General features: G+C 69.9%; 11 protein-coding genes and 1 pseudogene. 3 read left to right on the top strand and 9 right to left on the bottom strand.

Features of this window, described 5'->3' with window-relative positions:
- Window position 1 precedes the first annotated feature (1 nt).
- The 7 genes from ABZS42_RS19910 to ABZS42_RS19940 all read right to left on the bottom strand — a co-directional run bounded on the left by ABZS42_RS19910 (window position 2) and on the right by ABZS42_RS19940 (window position 8302).
- Window positions 2-994 (bottom strand): ABC transporter permease, encoded by a 993-nt coding sequence (locus tag ABZS42_RS19910; protein WP_355147294.1) that lies wholly within the window; start codon window positions 992-994, stop codon window positions 2-4.
- Complete coding sequence (locus tag ABZS42_RS19915) at window positions 991-1929, bottom strand: ABC transporter permease (protein WP_355147296.1); 939 nt, start codon at window positions 1927-1929, stop codon at window positions 991-993. The genes ABZS42_RS19910 and ABZS42_RS19915 overlap by 4 nt, the downstream gene beginning before the upstream one ends.
- A gap of 351 nt (window positions 1930-2280) precedes the next feature.
- Window positions 2281-3732, bottom strand: a complete 1452-nt coding sequence (locus ABZS42_RS19920; RefSeq protein ID WP_355147298.1) for a hypothetical protein — start codon at window positions 3730-3732, stop codon at window positions 2281-2283.
- A gap of 147 nt (window positions 3733-3879) precedes the next feature.
- Complete coding sequence (locus ABZS42_RS19925) at window positions 3880-5061, bottom strand: glycoside hydrolase family 3 N-terminal domain-containing protein (protein WP_355147300.1); 1182 nt, start codon at window positions 5059-5061, stop codon at window positions 3880-3882.
- Between the two features lie 71 nt (window positions 5062-5132).
- Window positions 5133-5732 (bottom strand): redoxin domain-containing protein, encoded by a 600-nt coding sequence (locus tag ABZS42_RS19930; protein ID WP_355147302.1) that lies wholly within the window; start codon window positions 5730-5732, stop codon window positions 5133-5135.
- Entirely contained in the window at window positions 5729-6160 is a 432-nt protein-coding gene (locus ABZS42_RS19935; protein ID WP_355147304.1) for a hypothetical protein, read from the bottom strand. Before ABZS42_RS19935 ends, ABZS42_RS19930 begins: the two co-directional genes overlap by 4 nt.
- A gap of 81 nt (window positions 6161-6241) precedes the next feature.
- Window positions 6242-8302 carry a M6 family metalloprotease domain-containing protein gene (locus ABZS42_RS19940; RefSeq protein WP_355147306.1) on the bottom strand — a complete coding sequence of 687 codons (2061 nt, stop codon included), beginning with the start codon at window positions 8300-8302 and terminating at the stop codon, window positions 6242-6244.
- 353 nt (window positions 8303-8655) lie between these two features.
- Between ABZS42_RS19940 and ABZS42_RS19945 the strand changes: the two genes are divergently transcribed.
- The 3 genes and pseudogenes from ABZS42_RS19945 (at window position 8656) to ABZS42_RS19955 (ending at window position 11663) form a co-directional block, all read left to right on the top strand.
- On the top strand, window positions 8656-10692 hold the full coding sequence (locus tag ABZS42_RS19945; protein ID WP_355147308.1) for a hypothetical protein: 2037 nt from the start codon (window positions 8656-8658) through the stop codon (window positions 10690-10692).
- 27 nt (window positions 10693-10719) lie between these two features.
- Window positions 10720-11016, top strand: a pseudogene (locus ABZS42_RS19950) (DUF2975 domain-containing protein); the annotation flags it as partial.
- A gap of 161 nt (window positions 11017-11177) precedes the next feature.
- Window positions 11178-11663 (top strand): Hsp20/alpha crystallin family protein, encoded by a 486-nt coding sequence (locus ABZS42_RS19955; protein ID WP_355147310.1) that lies wholly within the window; start codon window positions 11178-11180, stop codon window positions 11661-11663.
- A 97-nt stretch (window positions 11664-11760) separates the two neighbouring features.
- On the opposite strand, the gene ABZS42_RS19960 is transcribed toward ABZS42_RS19955, so the two are convergent.
- Window positions 11761-12717, bottom strand: coding sequence for a cation diffusion facilitator family transporter (locus ABZS42_RS19960; protein WP_355147312.1), 957 nt, complete (start codon window positions 12715-12717; stop codon window positions 11761-11763).
- A 107-nt stretch (window positions 12718-12824) separates the two neighbouring features.
- A complete protein-coding gene (locus ABZS42_RS19965) occupies window positions 12825-15413 on the bottom strand; it encodes a M14 metallopeptidase family protein (RefSeq protein ID WP_355147314.1) in 2589 nt (862 codons plus the stop codon).
- Window positions 15414-15578 lie beyond the last annotated feature (165 nt).

A 15578-nucleotide genomic window follows, 5' to 3' on the forward strand; every position in this document is an offset into this window, starting at 1 on the left:
CTCAGCGCGCCACTCGCGGATCCAGGACGCCGTAGACGAGGTCCACGAGGAAGTTGGCGAGGATGATCAGGAAGGCGGAGAAGAGGGTGATCCCCACGATGAGCGGAAGGTCGATGTTGCCGACCGCGTCGAGCAGGAGGGAACCGAGCCCGGGCATGCTGAAGACCCGTTCGGTGATGACGGCGCCGCCGAGCAGCGTGCCGAGATCGAGACCGAAGACGGTGACGACCGGGATGAGGACGTTGCGCAGGCCGTGCCGGCCGATCACCCGCCGTTCCCGCAGACCCTTCGCGCGGGCCGTACGGATGTAGTCCTCACTCAGCACCTCGAGCATCTGGCCCCGGGTGAGCCGGGCGTACACGGCCGCGGAGAGCACGGCGAGGACGACCCACGGCAGGACGAGGTGCCACAGCCACTGCACCGGGTTCTCGGTCAGCGGCACGTACCCGGTGACCGGCACGATGTTGAGGGTGAAGCCGAACAGCAGGATGCCGAGGAGCCCGACCAGGTAGCTGGGTGCGGAGACCCCTACCGTCGACAGGGTCATCGCCGCCCGGTCGATCGCGCCGCCGCGGCGGACGGCCGAGAGAACGCCGGCGCCGACACCGATGATCAGCCAGAGCACCGCGGCGCCGATCGCGATGGAGAAGGTGACCGGGAAGCGGTCGACGATGAGCTGGGTGACCGACTCGTTGAGGCGGAACGAGTAGCCGAAGCAGGGTGCCGCGCAGTGCACGGCCGCGGCACCCGAGCCGAACGTGCGGCCGGCGACGATGCCGCCGAGGAAGCCGAGGTACTGCTGGAGCCAGGACTTGTCGAAGCCCATGAACGCCCGCGCGTCGGCCAGCCGTTCGGGGGTGCAGGGCCGCCCGCAGGAGAGCTGCGCCGGGTCCGACGGCAGCAGGTAGAACACGGCGTACGTCAGCAGGCTGATCACGAGCAGCGTGACGAGCATGCCGAACAGCCGTCCGGAGATCAGGCGGGCGAGTCTCACCGGTTCAGACCTCGCGTTCTGGGGTCGAGAGCATCCCGCAGGCCGTCGCCGAGCAGGTTGAAGGCGAGCGTGACCAGGAAGAGTGCCGCGCCCGGGAAGACGAGGAACATCGGGTCGGTCTGGACCCAGGAGACCGCGTCACCGATCGACCGTCCCCACGCCGGAGTCGGTGGGGGCACGCCGACACCGAGGAAGGAGAGCGCCGCCTCGGCGCCGATCATGCTCGGGATCTGGATCGTGGCGTAAACGATGATCGTGGCGGCGAGGTTCGGCAGCAGCTGCCGGGTGAGCAGGTGCCACGGCCCGGCCCCGACGGCGGTGGAGGCCACCACGAAGGTGCGCCGCTTCAGCACCAGTGTCTGGCTCCGGACGATACGGGCGATCGAGGTCCAGCCGAAGACCGCGAGAACTCCGACGAGCAGCAGTGGCTTCGGCAGGCCGGTCGGGACGATCGCGCCGAGCGCGATCACGAAGATCAGCCACGGGAAGCCGAGCAGGACGTCGATGACCCGGGAGACGGCCCGGTCGTACCAGCCGCCGAAGAAGCCGGCGGTGAGCCCGATGAGCACGCCGAGGAACACCGAGACGACGGTCGCGCCCACGCCGACCAGCAGGGAGGTACGCGCGCCGTAGGCCACGATCGCGAACAGGTCGCGGCCGGTCACCGGCTCGACGCCGAACCAGTGCTCGGTGCTGATCCCACCGCCGAATCCGATCGGCGCGCCCGCCTCGGTGAGAGCGTCGAGGTCGTAGGTGTAAGGGTCGTGGCCGCCGACGGCACAGATCAACGGTGCGGCCAGCGCGATGAGGAGGAAGAAGGCGACGACGCCGGCGCCGGCGACCGCCCAGCGGTCGGCCAGCAGCCGTCGCCACGGGTTCCGGGACTTCTTGGGCTGAGCCGGCGCCGGCGGCGCGAGTTGAGTGTCGGTCGACATGCTGGTTCCTCACAGGTGCAGGGGCGGGGACGGCTTTCGCTCAGAGCCCCCGACAACACCGCCCAGCCATGCCGACCTCCTCGATCCGCGTCCCGCCGGCGGCACTGTGCTCGACCGGCGCGGCGACCGAGCGCACCGGTCACCCTGAGCATGCTGCGCCAACCGGGTGGGCAAGATCCAGGGCAAGAGACCTATAACACATATCGGTTTGGTAGGGAATTTGATCGCCACACCCAGCAAACGTGCGCCGACCCGCGCCCCCGGTGTAGGGCCTCGTGCCTGGGGCGAAGCCCCGGGTAGGGTGACGCCATCGGCACCACCGGTCGGAGGTGACGTTGTCCGCCGGGACCGTCAGGGCGCGATTCCGACGTTGTCGATCCGGGCCCAGACCCGCTGCTGCACGGCCGTCATCGCCGGCCAACGCAGGCCACCCGGCCGTGGGTTGACCCGCTCGGCGTAGGGGGCGGGACGGAACTGCGGCTCGTAGAAGCAGCCGGTGCCGTAGGCCCGGTCGAATCCGGCGCAGGAGGCCGCGATCGACGCGGGCGTCGGCTTCCGCCCGGTGCGCACCCACGTGTCGAGCGAGGAGATCGAGTTCGCGTACTCCGCATCGCTCAGGGCGCTGTGCTCGGACTCACGGGTGAAGGTCTGCACCAGGTGCTCGTCCCGGCCGGCGCCTCGAAGGCTGGCGCGGTAGGCGGCCTCGTGCTCGACGAACGCCGTCGGGTCGTCGATCGCGTGCAGGGTCAGCACGGGAATGGAGACCCTGCCGGTGAGGTCGCTGTCGTAGGAGAGGTCGCGCAGGGCGGTCGGGTCGGCCGAGAAGCGCTGCACACCCGCGTTGAGCGCCACGTCGTCGTGCGAGCCGGCGTACCGCACTCCCTGATTGCTGAACGGGTTACGCCCGCCGAGCCGGCCGTGGACGATGTCGCGGAAGGTGAAGGTCGCGAAACGCAGGTGCGACTCCAGGGTGCGCTCCGGAACACCCGTCACGGCCAGGATGTCGTCGAGGTTGCGCTGCTGCGACGCCGTCCGCTCCGCCGCAGCGGAGGCGTAGCCGGTGCACTCCTGCAGCCGGGCGCGCAGCCCGGCGGTGGTCATGGTGGAGCCGGCCCGCAGGCCCTCCCAGAGCGGGTACTGGGGCTCGCTGGGCCGCGGGTGGTTCCGGCAGTAGTACTGGTAGACGACGCGGAGGTCGACGCGGTAGTCGTAGCCGCGGGAGCCGCCGCCGAGGACGCCACTGGTGAGCAGCGCGCCGTCGTACGGCCCGTGCTCCCCGGCGTAGGTCTCCACGACCTTGGCGGCGACGTTGCCGCCCCATGACTGCCCGTGCACGTACGTCCGCTTCGGCTTGCCGAACTCGCCGACGAAGAGGCGGCGCAGGTTCTCGGTGTCGGTGGCGGCCATCCGCGTGCCGTAGCCGCCCCGGCGGTAGGACGAGCCGGCCCACGCGTAGCCCTCCTCCACCATGACCGCCCAACGGTCCAGGTCGTCGACGCTGCGCTGCGGGTCGGACGTGTCACCCAGATCCGGCCCGCCGTGGGCGTGCACGACCAGCGACCGGTTCCACCGGTTGGGGATGGCGATCGCGTAGTAGGCACCGTTGGTGTCCTGGCCGGTGTAGCAGGTGGCCTTGCCCGCCAGGTTCGCCGGACACGCGGTCACCGCCGGGGACGGTGCGCTCGCCTGAGCAGCGGGTGCGGTGCTCAGGCTGCCGACCAGCGCGCCGACGAGCAGGACGGCCGGCCCGAGCAGGCGGCGGAGACGGCGGGCAGGTCTGGTGGTGGTTCTCGACGTGATCACGGCATGGCTCCTCGTCCTCACCGGCGCATCGATGCGCCTCACCGGGGAGGCTATGAAGAGTCGGCCGTGAAGGTGATCATTGCGTTCATACTGTTCATCGGATGTTTCGCACCGGCGGCGACCGGTGGGGACATCGGGGACAGTTGCTCAGCCCTTCGGGCGGAGCTTGTCGACCCGGGCGACGGACTGGTCGATGCGCTCGGTGCTGAGCTGTCCGCGGCGGACCAGGTCCACCACCGCGTCGAGCGTCTTCTCCACGACCTCCGGGTCGTACACCTGCTGGTTGGCGAAGACGAGCAGGTCGACGCCAGCCTGCAACGCCAGGCGGACGGCGTCGGTGGAGCCGTGACGGCGAGTGATGGCAGCCGCCTGCATGTCGTCGCTGACCACCGGGCCCTGCCAGCCGAGGTCGCCGCGCAGCAGGTTCGTGACCACCGCCGGCGACAGCGACGCGGGCAGGTTCGGATCCAACTGCTTGTTGAGCACGTGGGCGACCAGCACCGAGTCCGCCGCGCCAGCCCGGATCAGTCGCCGGAACGGTTCCAGCTCGACCGGTTTCCAGGTGGAGCTGACGTCGACGACCTCGAAGTCGGTGTTACCGGCGGCACTGCCGATCCCCGGGAAGTGTTTGAGTGAGGTCTTGACGCCAGCGGCGCGGTGGGCGTGGATCTCCTCGGTGGCGTTGCTGACCACGACGTCGGGGTTCGCGGAGAAGCTGCGGTCGAGCTTGCCGATCGCCCGGCTCTCCGGGTTGACGTTGAGGTCGACGACCGGCGCGTAATTCAGGTTGACCCCGATCCGCGTGAGGCTGGCGACCAGTGCGCGCGCCCAGTCACGCGTCGCCGCCGGCGAGTTCTCGGCACCGATCTCGGCTTCCGATCTGGTGGCGGGGAAGCCGTTGCTCGGGTTCAGCCGGGCGGTACGGCCGCCTTCCTGGTCGATCGACACGATCAGCCGGCGGCCCGGCGCGGCGCTCTTCAGATCTCGGATCAGGGTGGTGACCTGCTGCGGCGAGCGGATGTTGCGCTCGGCGTCGGTCTCCAGGTCACGGTCGAAGAGGATCACTCCGCCGAGGCCGTCGCGGATGGCCCTGACGATCCAGTCGTCGCGACCCACCCGGTCACCACGGAAGCCCACCACGAGCAGGCTCGCGATCTTCCGGCGTAGCGCCGCCTCGTCCAGGGTCCCCGTCGTGGCCCGGCCGGTCGGCCGCGGAGTGGGCGTGGTGGACTGGCTGGACTGGCTGGACTGGCAGCCCGTGAGTGCGGCCACGGCGGCCGAGCCGGCTCCCGCGAGCAGCAACCGGCGCGGCACACGCACTTTGTCCACACCCGCACGCTACGAGCCGTCCAGGCCCGACAGGGGACGAACGTGAAGGTCTCACCCGTTCGGTGCGGCGGTTACGAAACCAGCACCAGCTCGCGCAGCTTGCTGTCGAGAGCGGCCGCGTCCACCCCGCCCGGCCAGCCGCGCAGCAGCGTGCCGCCCTTGGCGATCATCACCACGCCCGGAGGCTCGCGGACGGCGTACGACTGCGAGATGGTGCCGTCGTCGTCGACCACGACCGGGTACTCCACCCGGTGGTCGCGCAGGTACTGCTGCAGATCATGGGTGGTGTCGTCGACGGCCACTCCGACGAAGACCACCTCGTCCCGGTGGGTGCGGGCCAGCTCGCTGAGGGCGTTCTGCCGCTCGGCGCAGACGGTGCACCACGAGCTGAAGAAGACCAGCACGACCGGACGCTCGGCCCACAGGTCGGCGAAGGCGACGCTGCTGCCGTCGGTCAGGGCGCCGGTGACAGCGGGTGCGCCGGGCAGCCCGGACGGGGGCGGGCGCAGCGCGAGGTTCGCCGGCGCCGGACCGGGCAGTGCGGTGGCCCCACCGGCGACCGGTTCCGGCCGTGCCGGCGGGTCGTCACCGCCGGAGCAGGCGGCCGTGGCGAACGCCACCGACAGCGCCAGCGTGACGGCGGCCAGGCGGGCTGCGTACCCCCGGGTCATGAGGGCACCACCGCTACCAGCGCCGGTCCTTCGCTGTCGTTCGGGGTGAGGGCGATCGGCGGGTGACCGTCGACCACCAGCCGGTACGCGCTGCGGTCGGCCACCGTGACGGGAACGGCGAATTCGCAGTACGTGGGCACGCGGGTCACCTCCAGGTCCTCCTTGAACGTCGCCACGGACGTGCCCGACGGCAGCGCACCCTCGGCGAGGGTACGACCGTCGGGGTCGATCACCTGGAACGGCGACCGGTTGTGGAAGTGGGTGTAGGGGCCGGTGCCGGCACACTCCACGCCCTCCGGCCGGATGTTGATGTCCCGGACGAGCACCCGCACGGTCATCGCCGAGCCGGCCTCCTCGGCGTCGTCGCACGCGGTCAACGCGCCGGCGGCCAGCGACGGTAGCAACAGCGCTGCCAGCAGACGCCGCATCTGTCCTCCAGATCGTTTGGGGTGCCGGGGGCCCGAGGGCGGTGGGCATGTGATCATCCCACCGCCCCGGGCCGTACGTGGTCAGCCGAGCTGTGCGCGGGGTCGCTCGACCCGGCACTGGCTGGTCACGGTCTTGCTGGGGTCGCTCTCCGAGGTGGCGGTGAGCGTCACCAGGGTGGTCGCCGTCGCGCCGGCGTTGGCGCCGACCGAGACGTTGACCGGCGTGTTGCCGCCGAACTCGGCCGTGGCCAGCTCGTTCGGCAGTTCCACCTTCCAGCCCTTGCCTGCGACGCTCGCCGAGAGCCGGTACACGTCGGACTTCAGGTACGAGCTGGCGTCCTCCGGGTGCTGCTGCCCACCGGCCACGTACTTGCCGGTGTTGGTCAGGTCGAAGGAGCAGGTCGCGCCCTGGCCGCTCGGCTTGCCCTTGGTGACCAGGTGCCCCTTGGACAGCTGCACGCCGTGCTGGCTCGGGCCGGCGCCGTCCAGCGAGCGGACCGCCACCGTGTACGACAGCACCCCGTCGTTGTCACGGCGAAGGTTGAGCACGTAGAAGTGCAGCCGGTTGGCCTCGTCCACGTACTCGTACTCGCTGCCGGAATTGGCGCCCGCGTGGAACAGCGCGTCGGACAGCTGCCGGTAGTCACCCATGGTGATCTTCTGCGGGGTGCCGTTCGGCTGGTAGAAGTCCACCATGTCGATGTCCTGCGGGTTGGCGTCGACAACCCAGACGAACGGCGCGCGGTCCGCGTTCTTCGTCTTGCTGATCAGCACACCGCTGTCGGGCGTGAACGAGTCCGCGCCCATCCGGTCGACGACCTCGAGGGTGTAGTTGTTGAATCCGCCGCCGTCACAGAGCGGGTTGGTGGCGGTGCTGCACGACGGGGAGCGGTCCCCGTCCATGGCGATGTTGATGCCGGTCAGTCCGTCCTTACCGGCGTCCACCGCGCGCGCGGTGACGTCGGCGACGACCATGCCGGAACTGGCCAACGCCTCCCGCGACAGCCGCAGAGCGTGCTCCTCACCGAGCAGCCCGATCTTAAGCTTGTCCCGGAGGGCGTGCAGCGAACCCATCGAGCCGCCGTTGACCGGGGGGATCTGCCAACGGGTGTGCGGGCCGCCCGGACCGTTGAAGGATCCGCGCGACATCATGCTCCAGATGCCGGTGTACGCGCGGCGCAGCGGCTCGCCGTACGGGTTGTTGTAGTTGTCGCCGATGCTCAACAGGTGGCTCAGCTCGTGGGCGTACGTGCCCTGGCCCGAGCTCTCCGCCTGCGTCGACGAGCCACCGCCCGCGTTCGGCCAGATGGTCGAGGCGGCCTTCCAGGACGTCCAGGGGACGTAGCGGGTCGCCGCGTAGTTGGGCAGGTTGGGGTCCGGCGGGCCCCAGGCGTCGGGCACGTCCTCCTTGGTCTGGAACATCATCTGGCCGAATTCCTGCCAGGTGGAGGACTCGTCCTGACCCGCGGAGAGGATGAAGACCAGTTCGAAGCTGTCGGCGACCTCCTCGCCGACGGCCGCCCGCCAGGCGCCCAGCCCGTCGGTGCGGATGTTCTGGCTGCACGCCTCCCCGGACGGGCACGCACCGGCGTTGAAGCCGTTGTCGATGCCGTACTGGTAGGACTTCGACGGCATCTTGTACGGGCCGAAACCGGTGAGGTCGACGCCGTAGCGGCCGTTGGAGTCCTGCATCCAGTACTCGTGCAGGGTGTGGCCCTTGTTCAGGTCGCCCGGCTTGTTGAGGAAGTCGGTGTAGAACTTCGAGACCTGGTCCCGCGGCACGTTGGTGGCGTTCGCCTGCGGGTTGCCGAACACCGACGAGCCCGCCGGCTGGGTGATGACGAACGGCTGGTCCACGTAGTCCAGGGTGACCAGCGCGATGTTGAAGTTGCGGACCGAGCCGCGGACGTTCGGGTCGGCCCAGTTCGTGTGTGGCACCGCCTTGTAGTCGTCCCAGGTCATCGTGTCCGGGTTCTGCCAGTTCTGCGGATCGAGCACCTGGAACGGGGCGGGCCCGTCCGGTGGGTGGCCGCCCGGCGCAGCGGTGGCCGGCCCGGCGGCGCCGGACGCGACCAGAACGGTCGCGGCCGAGGCGGCCAGTACCGAACGCCACACCGTGCGCCTCGAGGGCAGAAGGTGCATCAGATCACCTCTCAGGTGGGGGTTGGAAAGCGGAGTGATCGGTGGTCGATGTCGCTCACCGTCCACATGATCACTCCAGATTTCGAATCTAGGAGTCGGCCCGTCTGTGGTCACTGTGCAGATGTCGGCACGTGGGCCGGGGAGCCCTCCGACAGATGTAGGAGACAGGTTCGCCCTTCGGTCGGCGGCGTCGCACCGCCCCGCCACCGGGCGTCCGCAGGGGAACGGATCACCTCTTGCCGATGCCCGACCCCGAGCGTAGGAAGGACACCACACCACACCCGGCCCGGGTCCACGCCCGGCGTTCGCCGCCGGGTCTGCGTCCACTGAGTCCACCGTCGAAGGAGATGCGTGTGACCACGCCCAGACGGCTCCGTTTCACCGTGTCCGCGGTGGTGACCGCAGGCGTCGTGCTACTCGGCACGACCGCCGCCGCGGCACCACCGGCGGCCCCGCCGAGCTCCGCCACCCACGACACCTGCGACCCGATCGACCCGACGGCCTGCCTGCTGCCGTTCCCGAACGACTACTTCACCGTGTCCGATCCGGCCAGCCCCACCGGCAAGCGGGTGCAGTTCCCGGCCGACGCCCTGCCCGCCAACCTGCAGGGCGTCCCGATCGACCCGAGCGAGTGGAACCGGCAGGACGGGTTCAGCCCCGGCTCACCGATCCTCGTGCACGTGCCAGGCCTCGACGCGACGGCGACCGGAATCGCCCCGGTCACCGACGTCGGCCGCTCGCTCGCGCCGGACGCACCGATCGTGCTGCTCAACAGCGCCACCGGCGAGCGCACGCCGTACTGGGCGGAGCTGGACGCGCACGCCACCGGCCAACCTGACCGGCAGGTGCTCATCATCCGGCCGGCGGTGGCGCTCACCGAGGGCGCCAGGTACGTCGTGGGCCTGCGTGGCATGCGGGACCGGAAGAAGGCGCTGATCCCGACGCCGAAGGCGTTCAAGGCGTACGTCACCGGGGCCGGCCTCGGCCGTGGGGACCGCCGGGTGCCGCAGATGAAGCGGGTCCTCGCCGACCTGACCAGGGCCGGCGTGAAGCGGCACAGCCTCTATCTGGCCTGGGACTTCACTGTGGCGAGCCGGCAGGGCCTGACCGGGAGGATGCTGGCGATCCGCGACGGCGCGTTCGCCGATCTCGGTGCCGCGGCTCCGCGGATCAGCGTCGACCAGGTGACCGACTACACCCCGCAGCAGGATCCGAAGATCGCCCGCCAGGTGGTCGGCACCATCGGCGTACCGTCCTACCTGACCGGCGACGGAGGTCCGGGCTCGCGGCTGCACTACGGGTCGCCCCAGGGCGACGGCACGCCGCCGTCCAGGTACGCCCTCCCCACGCCGTCGGGCGCGACGCTGCGGGCGGACTTCGTGTGCAACATCCCGCGCAGCGCCTCCGCGGCCCTCCCGGCGCACCTGTCGCTCTACGGCCACGGGCTGCTCGGTAAGCCGACCGAGATCAACGCCGGCAACGTCAAGACGATGTCGGACACGTACGACTTCACCTTCTGCGCGACCAGCTGGATCGGCATGGCGTCCGCCGACGTCCCGTACGTGTCCGGCACCTTCGCGGACCTCAGCGCCTTCCCCGCGGTGGTGGACCGGCTGCAACAGAGCTTCCTGAACTTCCTCTTCCTCGGTCGCGCGATGATCCATCCGAAGGGATTCGCCGCCGACCCGGCCTTCCAGGACGCCGACGGGCGACCGCTCGTCGATGTCGCGGGCGGACTGCACTACGACGGCAACAGCCAGGGCGGGATCAACGGCGGCGCGCTCACCGCCATCGCCCAGGACTGGACCCGGTCGGTGCTCGGCGTACCGGCCATGAACTACTCCACTCTGTTGCAGCGCAGTGTGGACTTCGCCCCGTTCCAGACGATCATGGACGGGTCGTACCCGGACAAGGTCGACCAGCAGCTGATCTTCGCCCTGTTGCAGATGCTGTGGGACCGGTCCGAGGCCAACGGGTACGCCCAACACATGACCGACCGGCCGTTGCCGCGCACCCCGGCACATCAGGTCCTGATGCACGTGGCCTTCGGCGACCACCAGGTCTCCCCCGCCGCGGCCGAGGTGCAGGCACGCACCATCGGCGCCCGCCTGCACACCCCTGCCATCGCCGACGGCTGGTCACCCGACGCCAAGCCGTACTGGGGCATCAGGCCGATTCCGAAGTACCCGTACACCGGCTCGGCGATGGTGATCTGGAACAGCGGCGCCGCCTACGCTCCCCCGACGACGAACCTCGCGCCGGCCGGTCCGGATTACGGCGACGACCCGCACGAGTACCCGCGCGCGCAGCCCGGAGCGCAGCAGCAGAAGGCGGCGTTCCTGCTCACCGGCAAGATCATCGACGTGTGTGGCGGGGAACCCTGCGCCTGACGCGTGCCCGCCCGACGCGGACCGCGCCTCTGGCTGCTCTGGCGCATCGTCCGCACCTTGCCCACCGGCGAGGTGGTCACCTTCGCCAACGCTTGGCGGATCGTCGGCGTCGGCCTGGTGGTGGCTGGCGGCGGCAGCGCTGTCCAGTTGCTCGGTCATGTCGCGCACCAGGCCGTCGTCGCCCGCTCCGCCGCAGCCGGCGTCGTCGAGGCCGCGTTCTCCTTCTCTTACCTGCCGCTGGCGATCGGTGCGATCGTGCTGTTGCTCGCCGAGGTGTTCAGGCAGGGCGTGCGGCTACGAGTCGAGGTCGACGGGCGGGTGTGATGGCGCCAGCGTTGTGAACCCCTTCGCGCGCCGGGCACCTGTGTTCGTGCCACCGCCACCTCTCAGCACGTTTTCCGCCAGGACGGGAATTGAGTCGGGTCGGCTCAAGTTGTAGAGGGTGCCGGCCAGTTGGCCGACGTGAGAAACGTGGAGGAGACGACATGAGCACGGTGTCGTTGTGGACCCGGCGGGACCCGTTCGCAGAGTTCGACGCCCTGGTGCGGCAGGCCTTCGGGCCGGTCGTGACCCGGCCGACCGGTTTCGTCCCGGCGACTGAGGTCACCCGCGACGGCGACGACGCGCTGGTGCGGCTGGAGCTGCCCGGGTTGGATCCCGAGAAGGATGTCACGGTCGAGGTCGACCGGGACACGTTGGTCGTCCGAGGTGAGCGACGCGACGAGCGGGCCGAGGACCGCGACGGGCGCAGCCTTCGGGAGGTGCGCTACGGGTCGTTCCGCCGCTCCTTCCGCCTGCCGAGGCAGACGGCCGCCGACGCGGTGAGCGCCTCGTACGACGCGGGTGTGCTGACCGTACGGGTCGGGGACGCGTACGTCGGGCGCGGCGCCCGGCGTATCCCGGTCGGCTCGGCAGGCGAGCGGACCGCCGTCGAGGCGGGCAGCGAGCAGCCGGAGCAGCCGACGGCCTGACCGAACACCGATAACCACGCCGACCCGGTCCCCGCCCCTTGGGGACCGGGCCGGCGTGTGTCCGCAGGTGCCGGCGCCGTACCGGAGCCCGGTCGGGTCAGGCCGGCGAGGTGGGGCGGGCGTCGGGTCCGCCACCTCCGGTCGGGTCGAGGAAGACGTAGCGGACCGTCGGGAAGAGAGCGACGAGGCGCCGCTCGGCCTCGTCGGCGGCGACCTCGACGTCGGTGCTGCTCGCCGTCGAGACGAAGTCGATCTTCGCGGCGACGAGGATGGTGTTCGGGCCGAGGTAGACGGTGAGTAGCTGGTGCACCTGTTCCACGGCGGGCACCGCGAGCAGTTCGTGTCTGATCCTGGCCCGCCCCCGTTCCGGCACGGCACGGCCGATCAACAGGATGATGTTGCTGTAGCCCAGGACCGCGGCCACGTAGATGAGCAGCAGACCGATGGCGATCGACGCGAGACCGTCCCAGATCGGTTTGCCCGTCAGGTCGGTCAGGCCCACCCCCGCGCCCGCCAGCGCGAGGCCGACCAGGGCTGCGGAGTCCTCGAAGAGGACCGCCCTGGTCGGTGTGTCCGAGCCGTAGCGCACCAGCAGGAGCGGGCGGACCACGAACCGCCTGGCCCGGGCCCGGATCTGGCGGACCGACCGGGCCAGCGAGATGGATTCGAGAACCGCGGCGACCAGGATCACGAGGTACGCGAGGAGCGGTTGTTGCGGCCGCTCGGACGAGCGGATCGCCTCGATCCCCTCGTCGATGGAGAGGCCACCGCCGATCAGGAAGGTGGCGACGGCGGCGAGCAGCGCCCAGACGTACGTCTCCCGGTCGTGGCCGAAGGGATGCTGCGCGGTGGGTGGCCGCGCGCCACGGCGCAGACCGACGAAGAGCAGCACCTCGGTGGTGGTGTCGGCCAGCGAGTGCACGGCCTCGGCCAGCAGGGCCGCCGAGCCGGTGACGAACCCCACGACTCCCTTCGTGCCCGCCACCCCGAGGTTGACCGCGCCGGCCAGGACGACGGTGCGAAGGTTTCCTCCGGATTCCGGCGATTCGGGCATGTCCGCAGCTTATTGCCCGGCAAGTGGCCGGATCGGACGGTCGGTGAGACGGGAAGACGAGGGGTGGCCGGGCGCGAGCGCGCCCGGCCACCCCGATCCGGGTCAGGTCAGCGCTGACCGCCCAGGTACATCGCGTTGAACAGCAGACGGTAGGTGCCGTGCGACTGAGCCCGGTGCTGCGGCTTGAAGCCGATCATCACCACCTGCCCGTCACCCACCTCGGCGGTCACCACGGCGGCCTTCCCGCCGATGACGTCCTCACCGAGGATGAAGCCGCTCTTCAGCAGGTTCGTCTTCGGCCAGCTGGCCGCCACCGAGACACCCTTCGCGCCCTTCTCGACCTCGAACGCCGGCCCGTCGGCGACGAACGCGGACGCGGTCGATCCGAATCCGGCGCCGACCGGGTCAGCGGCGTCGACGTTCAGGTTCAGCACCGATCCCGGGATGTTGTACTCGGTCTCCTCAGTCCCTTCGGTCACGTCCCTGACCGGCACGCCGAACGCCTCGATCGGCAGCTGGGCGGCCCGGTTCAGGGTCACCACGGTGCCGCCTGCCTCGACGAACGCCTTGAGGTTGACTACGCCGGCGTCGGTCATCCCACCGGTGTACTCCGGCGGCAGGGATCCGGCCGCCCGACCGTTGCGCATCGAGTTGTACGTGGCGTCGGGCAGCACGATTGTGTCGAACTTCGCCCGCAGGTCGCCGGCCCGAACCGCCGCGTTCGTCAACTTCTCGTACCCGAACCCGAACTGCTCCAGGATGAGCCGGGTCCAGCCCTCGTCGTAGTTGTTGAACCCGTCGTACAGACCGACCCGCGGCGCGACGAGCTTGGTCACCTTCTTCGGCTTCGCGTCCACCGCCGCGATGCTCAGGCCCAACCTGGTGGCGAGCCCGGTCACCCGCTCGTCGGTGCCCGCCCCGGGCGTGACCAGGAAGGTCCCGGCCGGCAGCGTGCCCGTTCGGGTCTTCACCTCACCGCTGCTGCGGGAGACCTTGTCCCCGGCGGCGAGCAGGGCGTTCACGGCGGCCGCACTGTCGTTGACCCGGGGGTCGAGGGCGTACGCGTGCTTCGGCGCGCCGGCCACGACGCCCTTGGGCACGCTCGGCCAGTCGACGTCGACGGTGCGGGCCCGCACCTTCTGGTCGAGCTTGTCGACGGTCACGCCCATCTGGAACGACAGGGTGTAGCCGGTGATGTCGTACGGCGGCTCCAGCGGGCCACCGGGGTAGAGCCGACGGTCCGGGTACTTCTGCGGGTTGAGCAGGTCGAGCACCGCCGCCCGGTAGGGCTGCGCCTCCCGCACCAGGTAGCTACCGGCCGGGTAGGTGCGGTCGCCCACGGTGAACGCGTCGGTCGCACGTTCGACCCGGATGTTGTTCCACCGCAGCTTGTCCACCAGCTTCGTGGCGGTCGGGAAGTCCGCCTGGTCGGCGGGGATCACGTAGGTGGTCTTCGCGCCGTTCTGGGCGCCGTCGCGAGCCATCTTCGCCACGCCGGCGAGCAGGGCTTCCCGGTCGTCACTGGCGACCCGCAGCATCGCCCAGGACGCCGTCTTGATGTAGTCGCAGCTCTGCGACAGGTGCCACTCCCCGCCCTTCCAGGGGCTGGGGTAGAAGACCGACGGTTCGCTGGTCGAGGTGCCGTCGGCGAACGTCTTCGGGAAGGTCGCCGGGTCGTAGTACCGGGGTGTCGCCGAGGCGTGCGCCGTCTCGGTCAGGATGCCGATCTGGTTGTGGTAGTACGGCGCGGTCCGCGCGCCGCCGTTCCACCAGATGTCGTACGACTGGCGGGCCAGCGCGCCGACCTTGTCCTCGCGGTCCAGCCGCTGGCCCATCGCGTCACCGACGAGGTTGACACCGCGGATCACCTGCGGGTGGATGTTCGGGTTCATCGGGTCCTCGTAGGGCGGAATGCTGATCCGGGCCGGGAAGACCGCCGTCTGGTGCACGTTGTGCATGACCTGCGGGATCCACTCGTGGAACAGCTGACGCCCGATGTTCTGGGTCTCCTGCAGGTTGAACATGTACCAGTCACGGTTGTTGTCGTGCCCGGCGTACTTCTGGTAGAGCTCCGGATAGCTGGCGTCCTGGTAGGGGCCACCGAGGTTCTTCTGGTACCACTCGGCCACCTTCGTGCCGCCGTCCGGGTTGACGTTCGGCACCAGCAACGTGATGACGTTGTCCCGGATCTCACGGGCCTCCGGCGTCTCGCTGGTCACCAGGTCGTACGCGAACTGCGGCGCGGTCTGGTGCCCCGCCACCTCCGTGGAGTGGATGCCGAAGTCGACCCAGGCGACCGCCTTGCCGTTCTTGGCCAGCTCACGCGCCTCCTTCTCGGGCAGCTTGTCCCCCTGGGACAGCCGCACCGAGATGTCCTGGTAGCGCCGCAGGTTCCCGTCCTTGAGGTTCTTCTCCGACGAGACGATGGCCATCAGCTGCGGCCGACCCTCGCTGGTCTTTCCGATCTCGACCAGCTTCATCCGATCGCTGGCCTTGTCGAGCTTGCGGTAGTAGTCGGCGATCTGCTCGTAGGTCGCCACCTTGTAGTCGGCGCACGGCACCCAGCCGATGACGGACTCCGGCTTCGGTACTCGTTTGTCGGCGGTGGCGACGGATCCGGACGTCAGCACCGGCGTACCGATCATCGCGAGTACGCACGCGATCGGAACCGCGGTACGGGACAGTCTTCGTTTCACCTGACATCCCTTCACGTGGAACGACGAAAAAAGGGACCGAGTGGGGCGGCCGCACCGGATCGGACCTGATCGATTCAACAGGTTTCGATGGACTTCGGGAACGCCGGTAGTCGCACTAGAGCAAATCTTGAGCCTTGCTTGCGGTCGCGCAACGAGGCGCCGGGC

It is taken from the genome of Micromonospora sp. NPDC005367 (genome assembly GCF_040606825.1).
Classification (GTDB): domain Bacteria; phylum Actinomycetota; class Actinomycetes; order Mycobacteriales; family Micromonosporaceae; genus Micromonospora.

Bases quoted from the DNA above. Each gene is read 5' to 3' on its own strand.
- ABZS42_RS19930 (WP_355147302.1), bottom strand. From the start codon at position 5,732: ATGACCCGGGGGTACGCAGCCCGCCTGGCCGCCGTCACGCTGGCGCTG.
- ABZS42_RS19955 (WP_355147310.1), top strand. From the start codon at position 11,178: ATGAGCACGGTGTCGTTGTGGACCCGGCGGGACCCGTTCGCAGAGTTC.
- ABZS42_RS19960 (WP_355147312.1), bottom strand. From the start codon at position 12,717: ATGCCCGAATCGCCGGAATCCGGAGGAAACCTTCGCACCGTCGTCCTG.
- ABZS42_RS19915 (WP_355147296.1), bottom strand. From the start codon at position 1,929: ATGTCGACCGACACTCAACTCGCGCCGCCGGCGCCGGCTCAGCCCAAG.
- ABZS42_RS19935 (WP_355147304.1), bottom strand. From the start codon at position 6,160: ATGCGGCGTCTGCTGGCAGCGCTGTTGCTACCGTCGCTGGCCGCCGGC.
- ABZS42_RS19940 (WP_355147306.1), bottom strand. From the start codon at position 8,302: ATGCACCTTCTGCCCTCGAGGCGCACGGTGTGGCGTTCGGTACTGGCC.